The organism is Vibrio sp. 10N.286.46.A8 (assembly GCF_041470165.1).
In the GTDB taxonomy this organism is placed as follows: domain Bacteria; phylum Pseudomonadota; class Gammaproteobacteria; order Enterobacterales; family Vibrionaceae; genus Vibrio; species Vibrio tasmaniensis_A.
In genome coordinates this window covers 1-8,305 of the sequence record NZ_JBFRLX010000135.1, presented here as the reverse complement: position 1 = coordinate 8,305, position 8,305 = coordinate 1, and the positions used below count along the sequence as shown (strand labels likewise).

Annotated in this window: 8 protein-coding genes; all 8 read left to right on the top strand. The window is 42.9% G+C overall.

What is annotated here, in order from left to right:
- Positions 1–284 precede the first annotated feature (284 nt).
- Positions 285–653 carry a late competence development ComFB family protein gene (locus AB4232_RS13925; protein ID WP_009845358.1) on the top strand — a complete coding sequence of 123 codons (369 nt, stop codon included), beginning with the start codon at positions 285–287 and terminating at the stop codon, positions 651–653.
- 38 nt (positions 654–691) lie between these two features.
- Positions 692–973, top strand: a complete 282-nt coding sequence (locus tag AB4232_RS13920; protein WP_372087365.1) for an HlyU family transcriptional regulator — start codon at positions 692–694, stop codon at positions 971–973.
- Between the two features lie 299 nt (positions 974–1,272).
- Positions 1,273–2,820, top strand: a complete 1,548-nt coding sequence (gene pntA, locus AB4232_RS13915) for a Re/Si-specific NAD(P)(+) transhydrogenase subunit alpha (RefSeq protein WP_012600628.1) — start codon at positions 1,273–1,275, stop codon at positions 2,818–2,820.
- A gap of 10 nt (positions 2,821–2,830) precedes the next feature.
- Complete coding sequence (gene pntB, locus AB4232_RS13910) at positions 2,831–4,228, top strand: Re/Si-specific NAD(P)(+) transhydrogenase subunit beta (protein ID WP_009845361.1); 1,398 nt, start codon at positions 2,831–2,833, stop codon at positions 4,226–4,228.
- A 346-nt stretch (positions 4,229–4,574) separates the two neighbouring features.
- Positions 4,575–6,047, top strand: a complete 1,473-nt coding sequence (gene vxrA / locus AB4232_RS13905) for a sensor histidine kinase VxrA (protein WP_017101861.1) — start codon at positions 4,575–4,577, stop codon at positions 6,045–6,047.
- Complete coding sequence (gene vxrB / locus AB4232_RS13900; RefSeq protein WP_372087364.1) at positions 6,022–6,681, top strand: response regulator transcription factor VxrB; 660 nt, start codon at positions 6,022–6,024, stop codon at positions 6,679–6,681. The genes vxrA and vxrB overlap by 26 nt, the downstream gene beginning before the upstream one ends.
- The gene (locus tag AB4232_RS13895) at positions 6,681–7,559 is read left to right on the top strand and encodes a DUF2861 family protein (RefSeq protein WP_017098137.1); all 879 of its coding nucleotides are present in this window, start codon (positions 6,681–6,683) and stop codon (positions 7,557–7,559) included. Before vxrB ends, AB4232_RS13895 begins: the two co-directional genes overlap by 1 nt.
- A gap of 59 nt (positions 7,560–7,618) precedes the next feature.
- The coding region (locus AB4232_RS13890; protein WP_372087363.1) for a conjugal transfer protein TraF at positions 7,619–8,305 on the top strand (687 nt) is incomplete at its 3' end.

Below are 8,305 nucleotides of genomic sequence, written 5' to 3'. Positions count from 1 at the left end.
AATTATAGCAAAAACATGATCATAGCTCGCTAATTGTACAACTAAATTTATATGTGTTTCAGTTGCTATTAACCTAAGAACGAGCTAAACAGTATATATGATAAATGAAACAGCCGTTATTGATACTTAACTAAATCAACATAGTTTGTGCTCAAGAGTTAGGTGGTTACCTAAGTAGCAATGAACAGATGTTATACGCCTAGTTGCAGAAGCGGTTAGCAACAACCGCGATGAGTTACAACAACGATTAAACTAGAAACAACCGATCAACATGGAGGTGTATTATGCAAATCAGTGTCGATGTCCATAACTATATGGAAACTTTGGTGGGAAATGTATTAGCGACAGAAGAGTATGTTTCTGGCTATACCAACGAGCAGTTAGCCGATCTTGCGTGTTTGGCTTTAGGTCAGCTTAAACCCATCTATATTCGCTTCGACGTCGATTTTCTATCGGCATTGCCAGAGGATAAATTGGTACTGTATAAACGAAATAGTGAGATCGCGGTCAAAAATGCAGAAAGTATGATCATTGACGACAGAAGACGCGAGCGTGACGACAATGTACCCGTTATCTTTAGTCAACATAATTTTGATGATGACGTAGAATTGCAATGGTATGAAAAGCCATTGTTGAGCGGTAAACAGTCATGATAGTTTACGGTTAATGCGGTCATTTAAGGAGTAAAAACGTGGGATTCTTTTCTAGATTATTTAGTGGCAAAGAAATAACCGAACAAAAAGTAGAAATTGAGCCAGTCGAATACAAAGGCTTCAATATCTATCAAGATGCCATTGCTGAATCTGGTCAATACCGTGTAGCTGGGCGAATCGAGAAAGAATTTGATGGTGAAATCAAAACCCATCGTTTTATTCGTTCAGATGTTGTTTCAAACAAACAAGATGCCGATGAACTAATGCTTAAAAAATCGCAGATGTTCATCGACCAAATGGGCGATAGCATTTTTAGCTAACCAAATAGGGTTAGAATTGATGTTGGTCATAATTTAGAGAGCTTTCAGTGTATATGCTGAAAGCTCTTTTTAGTTTTAGGAACAAAGAACAGCTAGTAGGTTGTTATTTAAAGGAATATTTGCAAGTGGTTTGACCTCTTGGCTCAAAAGAGGCGTCATTTCTTCAAATGAAGTGCTCCAATTCCATCCAAATCGTTATAAGTAATAACTTTTCCTGTTCTTTGAATAAAACGCTTGAAGTATTAGTTGTCGTTAGATACAAACGAATAAGTCATTGTGCCAATAGTCAAGGAATAGCTATGCAAATTGGTGTACCAAGAGAAACACTCGCAGGTGAAACGCGAGTCGCTGCTTCGCCGAAATCGGTAGAACAGCTTCTAAAATTAGGATTTGAAGTTTGTGTTGAATCACAAGCAGGTGCGTTAGCAAGTTTTGAAGATGCAGTTTATGAACAAGCTGGAGCAAAAATTGTCACCGCAGATGAAGCTTGGAAATCCGATATTATTTTTAAAGTTAACGCTCCGATCGTTGACGAAACTAAAAATGAAATTGATCTTCTTAAAGATGGCGCAACATTGGTCAGCTTTATTTGGCCAGCTCAGAACCCAGAATTAATGGAACAATTGTCCACTCGTAATATTAACGTGATGGCGATGGATTCTGTACCTCGTATTTCAAGAGCTCAAGCGTTAGATGCATTGAGTTCTATGGCTAACATCGCGGGTTACCGAGCTGTTGTTGAGGCGGCGCATGAGTTTGGTCGATTCTTCACAGGTCAAATTACGGCGGCAGGCAAAGTTCCACCAGCGAAGGTACTGGTTGCTGGGGCGGGTGTTGCTGGCCTAGCAGCAATTGGCGCTGCGGGTAGTTTGGGTGCGATCGTTCGTTCATTCGATGTTCGTCCTGAAGTAAAAGAGCAAGTCGAGTCTATGGGCGCTGAATTCTTGGAAGTGGATTTCAAGGAAGATACCAGCGCGGGTGACGGCTACGCAAAAGAGATGTCTGAAGCATTCAATAAGAAAGCTGAAGAACTGTATGCAGCTCAAGCTAAAGATGTCGATATCATCATTACAACGGCGCTGATTCCAGGTCGTCCGGCACCTAAGCTGATTACCAAAGAGATGGTAGACAGCATGAGTGCTGGTAGTGTGATTGTTGACCTTGCGGCAGCCAATGGCGGCAACTGTGAATATACCGTTGCGGATCAAGTCATTACAACGGCTAACGGCGTGAAAGTGGTAGGTTACACAGATATGGTTGGTCGACTACCGACTCAATCATCTCAACTGTATGCAACGAACCTAGTTAACTTGCTGAAACTGCTTTGCAAAGAGAAAGATGGCAACATCAATATTGACTTTGAAGATGTTGTGCTACGCGGTGTTACTGTGGTTAAAGAGGGTGAAGTCACTTGGCCTGCACCACCAATTCAAGTTTCAGCTCAACCACAACAAGCTAAGCCCAAAGCGGTCAAACCAGAGCCAAAAGTTGAAGAGCCGGTTTCTCCAATTAAGAAAGTGGCAGGCATGGCGGTTGCTGTAGGTGCATTTGCTTGGGTAGCGTCGGTTGCTCCTGCTGCGTTCTTATCTCACTTTACCGTTTTTGTACTCGCTTGTGTGGTGGGTTATTACGTCGTTTGGAATGTAAGCCATTCTCTGCATACGCCTTTGATGTCCGTAACTAACGCGATTTCAGGAATCATTGTAGTCGGTGCACTGTTACAAATAGGACAAGGAAGTGGCGTTGTCACGTTCTTATCATTTATTGCCGTATTAATTGCAAGTATCAATATCTTTGGTGGCTTTACCGTAACCAAACGTATGCTTGAAATGTTCCGTAAAGACTAAGGAGTGACAGATGTCTGAAGGATTAGTACAAGCAGCTTATATTGTTGCTGCTGTATTCTTTATTATGAGCTTAGCTGGGTTGTCGAAACAGGAATCTGCGCGTGCAGGTAACTATTACGGTATCACGGGTATGGCAATCGCGTTGATCGCGACGATCTTTGGCCCACATTCTGCAGGTATTGTATGGATCATCATTGCTATGGTGATCGGTGGTGGTATTGGTATCCACTACGCAAGAAAAGTAGAAATGACTGAAATGCCTGAGCTGGTGGCAATTCTGCACAGCTTCGTAGGTATGGCAGCAGTACTTGTAGGTTACAACAGTTACATTGATCCACCTGCTACCGTTTCTATCAACCCTGCTGATATTCATGCAGAGCACGTGATCCACCTAGTGGAAGTGTTCCTTGGCGTGTTTATCGGTGCGGTGACGTTCACGGGTTCTATTGTTGCGTTTGGTAAGCTTCGTGGCGTTATCTCTTCGTCTGCATTGAACATTCCTCATAAGCATAAGTGGAACCTTGCGGCGATCGTAGTTTCTACACTACTGATGATCATGTTCGTTAAAGCGGACGGCAGTATGTTCGCGCTAATGGTGATGACTCTTATCGCATTCGCATTCGGTTACCACCTAGTGGCATCGATTGGTGGCGCAGATATGCCAGTGGTTGTCTCTATGCTGAACTCGTATTCTGGTTGGGCAGCAGCAGCGGCAGGTTTCATGCTTGCGAACGATCTGCTTATCGTAACCGGTGCATTGGTTGGTTCGTCAGGTGCAATTCTTTCTTACATCATGTGTAAGGCGATGAATCGCTCTTTCATCAGCGTTATTGCTGGTGGATTCGGCCAAGACGTGGTTGTGTCTGATGGTGATGAAGAGCAAGGTGAACACCGCGAAACATCAGCTGAAGATGTGGCTGACATGCTTAAAAACTCAAAGTCAGTCATCATCACTCCTGGATATGGCATGGCAGTAGCTCAAGCTCAATACCCAGTGCATGAAATCACTGAGAAGCTGCGAGCGCAGGGCATCAATGTTCGATTTGGTATCCATCCAGTTGCTGGTCGGTTACCGGGTCACATGAATGTGTTACTTGCTGAAGCAAAAGTACCTTACGATATCGTTCTTGAAATGGACGAACTCAACGATGACTTCAATGAGACCGATACTGTTTTGGTTATCGGTGCAAACGACACAGTGAACCCTGCAGCACTTGAAGATCCAAATAGTCCAATCGCTGGCATGCCAGTACTTGAAGTTTGGAATGCTCAGAACGTTATCGTATTCAAACGTTCGATGAACACCGGTTATGCAGGTGTGCAAAACCCGCTGTTCTTCAAAGAGAATACGCAGATGTTGTTTGGTGATGCGAAACAGAGCTGTCTCGGTATTCTAGAGCATCTATAGGAAACACTTTTTAAGTATTTTCTAAGCAAAAGCATTAAGTCGTAACTAAATAAGGAGCTCATTAGAGCTCCTTTTTTTTGTTCATCTGAAAGTCGCTGTATCCTAAAGCAACAATCTATGACCCATAAGCAGCAATCTATGGCCCATAAGCAATAAGCACAGTCCGATAGACGGCCGTAAAACTCATTTGAATGAAGTTATAACGACTCAAACGATTAGCGAGTACAGCTGTGCAACATAGCCCTAATATGATCGAATTTGTCGCTATAACTCGTCATTAGCACGGTTTTTCATGCGGTTATAAATTTATCTTTGATAACGAATGGTATATATTTGATTGATCTATATGAATTTGCGTTGGTTTGTGATCATCAAAAGAACATTTACTCTGCTTATCGCTACATTATCAGTTTCAGTGAACGCGTTTGCTGACTCTTTACCTGAGCGTATCGATAACTTCACTAAACTTTTTGATCATGAAATGGCAATTGAATCTTATGATATTCGACTGCTTCAGGCTGATTACCCGACTCGCTTGATCATGCCGTCTTCTATGCTGCCGCAAACTGCTGAATACCCACTAAAAGACATCCAACGCTTATACCGGTTATCAAAAACATGCAGCGGAAAGTTGCCTTTAAGCCCTCTAATCACAGAGCCTTTGGTCTTTACTCGTGCAATGTGTAAAGGAACTAAACTTTCTGATCGTTGGTTTACTCGAAGTGGTTTGATTCATCCCGGTGGCGGTTCATATGCCGCACGCTACGTTGAGTTATACCCAGAGAAATTTGACTCATTGAAGCGCTACATGCACATTCAAGAGCGACCGAACACCGAACACGATGAACTACTGTCTCGTCTACAGAAGATGGACAATGAAGCCATAACAGCTTTGCTAGCGGGTGCGAGTATGTTTGTTGAGCTTGATGAAATGTGGGTCAAGCGCGGTGATAGATATTACCTGTATAAAGAATCAGTTTGGAACGAAAACGCTACGCTCGCGGGTTTAGCCTTTAGTTTGTCCTCAGAAGGCAACAGCTGTTTTGTCCAACGCGGCAATGTATGTTGGGAAATAGAAGATCATTCAGAGCTTCTGCAGATCGCCATGTTTATTTTGGTGATTGCCAATATCCTACTCGTGTTGGGGTGGGCGGTTTACCGTTGGAACAGTAAAAAACAAGAGATGAAGAGCCGCATGCTGGTTCTTCAAATTCTAACGCATGAATTAAGAACACCGATTGCGAGTTTGTCATTGACGGTTGAAGGGTTTAGGCGAGAGTTCGAACACTTGCCAGAATCGGTATATGATGAATTTCGTAGGTTGTGTGAAGATACACGCCGTTTAAGGCAGTTGGCAGAAGCAAGTAAAGACTATTTGCAATCAGACAACCAACCGCTTGCAACAGAGTGGGTGCCAAGTGTTGAAGAGTGGCTTCAATACAAAGTTGAAGAAGACTTTGCTCCGGGCATTGAACTCCGCGTAAACAAAGATATTGCTGCAAAAGTAAACGTATATTGGTTAGGAACGTGTATCGATAACCTGATCAGAAATGCAGTGAAATACGGCGTTGCCCCGGTGATACTAGAACTGAATACTTCTGACAAGAAGCTGACATTCAAAGTTATAGATAATGGAGACTTGTCTCGCAAAGATTGGGGGCAACTAAGAAAGCCATTCGTAAGTAAGAGTGGACTCGGTTTAGGTCTGACGATAGTAGAATCTATGGTCGGAAAAATGGGCGGTCACATGACGCTTATCGGCCCCCCAACAACATTTATTTTGGAGATACCTTGTGAAACAGACATTGCTTCTCGTTGAAGACGATAAAAATTTAGCTGACGGTTTATTAGTTAGCCTTGAGCAAGCTGGATATGAATGTTTACATGCCGAGCTGATCTCTGAAGTTGAAGGCTACTGGGAACAAGCGGATCTTGTGATCCTAGACCGTCAACTTCCTGATGGTGACTCAGTAGATTCACTTCCAGGTTGGAAGAAAAAGAAAGACATCCCAGTTATTTTGCTTACGGCTCTCGTGACAGTAAAAGACAAAGTAGCCGGCTTAGACTCAGGTGCGAATGACTACCTAACGAAACCATTTGCAGAAGCTGAACTGTTTGCTCGAATCCGTGCACAGCTACGCCTACCTGATGCTGAAGATCAAGATGCATCAAAAGTGATGGCTCAAAACCTTGTAATTGACAAATCAACACGTGAAGTGTTTTTTAACGAACTGGAAGTCACGTTAACGCGTACGGAATTTGATTTACTATTATTCTTGGCAAGCAATCTTGGTCGAGTGTTTACTCGCGATGAGCTACTAGACCACGTTTGGGGTTACAACCACTTCCCAACAACTCGTACTGTAGATACGCACGTTCTGCAACTAAGACAGAAGTTGCCAGGTTTAGAAATTGAAACCTTACGTGGCGTTGGCTACAAGATGAAAGCGTAATGAAAAAAGCCTTACTTCCACTACTGATTTTATCAAGCGTCATCAATACTGCACACGCAGCCGATTGGTTTAAGGACAGTGATGCGCTGACACAAGTGCACAAGCACCTGCTAGATAATGATTTAGCATTGATGTTTGATTCATTGGTGGAAGTTTGGCAAATCAACGCTTCGCAATCTCGCGAAGATCATCTCAATCAGCTGTTCGAGCAAGCATTGAACAAAGATTGTGGGAAAACGCTCACCAAAAACACTTTACCGGACTGGATAAGCTCGGTCGTCGTGAAAAGACACATTATTCAAAGCCCAGGCAGGGAAACATTCCGCGTGGCGATTGATGTTGAATCGGAAAGCAACATCCAAGACATCACCTTTGAGAAGTGGGTCGACAAGGTCGTTTCGTCTGACAGTGAGTTCACCAAAGGTAACCCGGTAATCAATAATACTTCAGTGAGCGTATACAGCAAACGTTATAGCTTAGCGTCTCAACTTGATTCCGGACTTTATCGCCTGACTGTAAAAGGAAATAGCGGTAACTCCTGGAGCACTTGGGTCATTCTTGGTGAAGTGGTTATGCGTCAACAAGTTCGTTGGGCATCTAAAGACTCTTGGTTGATCGATAAAAAAGCACTGCTGAACCCATACTGTCCATTACCAAAGCTAGACGTAGGTTTGTACGATTATGTCGATGAACGATATAAGCAGGTGTGGGGTAAAAGTTATGAATCCGATTATCCGACCAATTTAACGGGTGAAGAACTGCCCAATGATCGTTATGTTTTAGCTGTATCAATGGTACATTCGCGCTGGCAAGGTGACATAGCGATAGAGCAAGCACAAACTATCAGTAAAACTTATGATATTTCTAGCGAAGAGTAGCTAAAGTAATTTAGAATTGAGCCGTTAATAATGTAAGGGATCTAACAAAGATAAACGGCATGAAAAATACAACTAAACTACTCGCAGCATCAATTGCATTCGCCAGTCTTCCTCTTTCAGCAGCAAACTACGCCATTGAAGCGCGTGGTGATGCGATGGGTGGTGTTGGTGTTGTTTCAGCAAACTTCCTAACAGCTCCATTCTATAACCCAGCACTTGTTGCTATTTATCGTCGTAACGATGATATGGGTATGATCACGCCAAGTTTTGGTGGTAGTTATAATGACCCCCAAGACATGAAATCAAATATTGATTCCGCTCTGGCTGCGACAAACACTGCAGATTTAGATGCAGCTCTTAAAAAACTCGATGGTAACCAAGCTAATGTTGAACTTGGTGGTGTTGTCGCATTCGCTATCCCAAATCAATTTATAGCGGCTAACCTATTCGGCAAAGCCTATACAGAATCGTTTGCTACACCAAATGTTTACAATGAAGCGTCAGCGACAGATGCCGATAAGCTTGAGTTGTCGACGGTAGAAGCCGTTGCTATTGGTGTTACCGAAGTTGGATTAACTCTCGCTAAATATCAAACCTTTATGGGGCAGCATATTTCATTTGGTATCACGCCTAAACTTCAACGTATTTACACATACAACTACGTTGCTTCTGTTAAGAGCTACGATTTGTCTGATGTAAGAGACAATGGTGAAGGTGAAACTTCTTTTAATATGGATGCTGGCGCG

Excerpts from the sequence above, each read along its gene's own strand:
- vxrA (WP_017101861.1), top strand. The coding sequence starts at position 4,575 with ATGAATTTGCGTTGGTTTGTGATCATCAAAAGAACATTTACTCTGCTT.
- AB4232_RS13895 (WP_017098137.1), top strand. The coding sequence starts at position 6,681 with ATGAAAAAAGCCTTACTTCCACTACTGATTTTATCAAGCGTCATCAAT.
- pntA (WP_012600628.1), top strand. The coding sequence starts at position 1,273 with ATGCAAATTGGTGTACCAAGAGAAACACTCGCAGGTGAAACGCGAGTC.
- pntB (WP_009845361.1), top strand. The coding sequence starts at position 2,831 with ATGTCTGAAGGATTAGTACAAGCAGCTTATATTGTTGCTGCTGTATTC.
- AB4232_RS13925 (WP_009845358.1), top strand. The coding sequence starts at position 285 with ATGCAAATCAGTGTCGATGTCCATAACTATATGGAAACTTTGGTGGGA.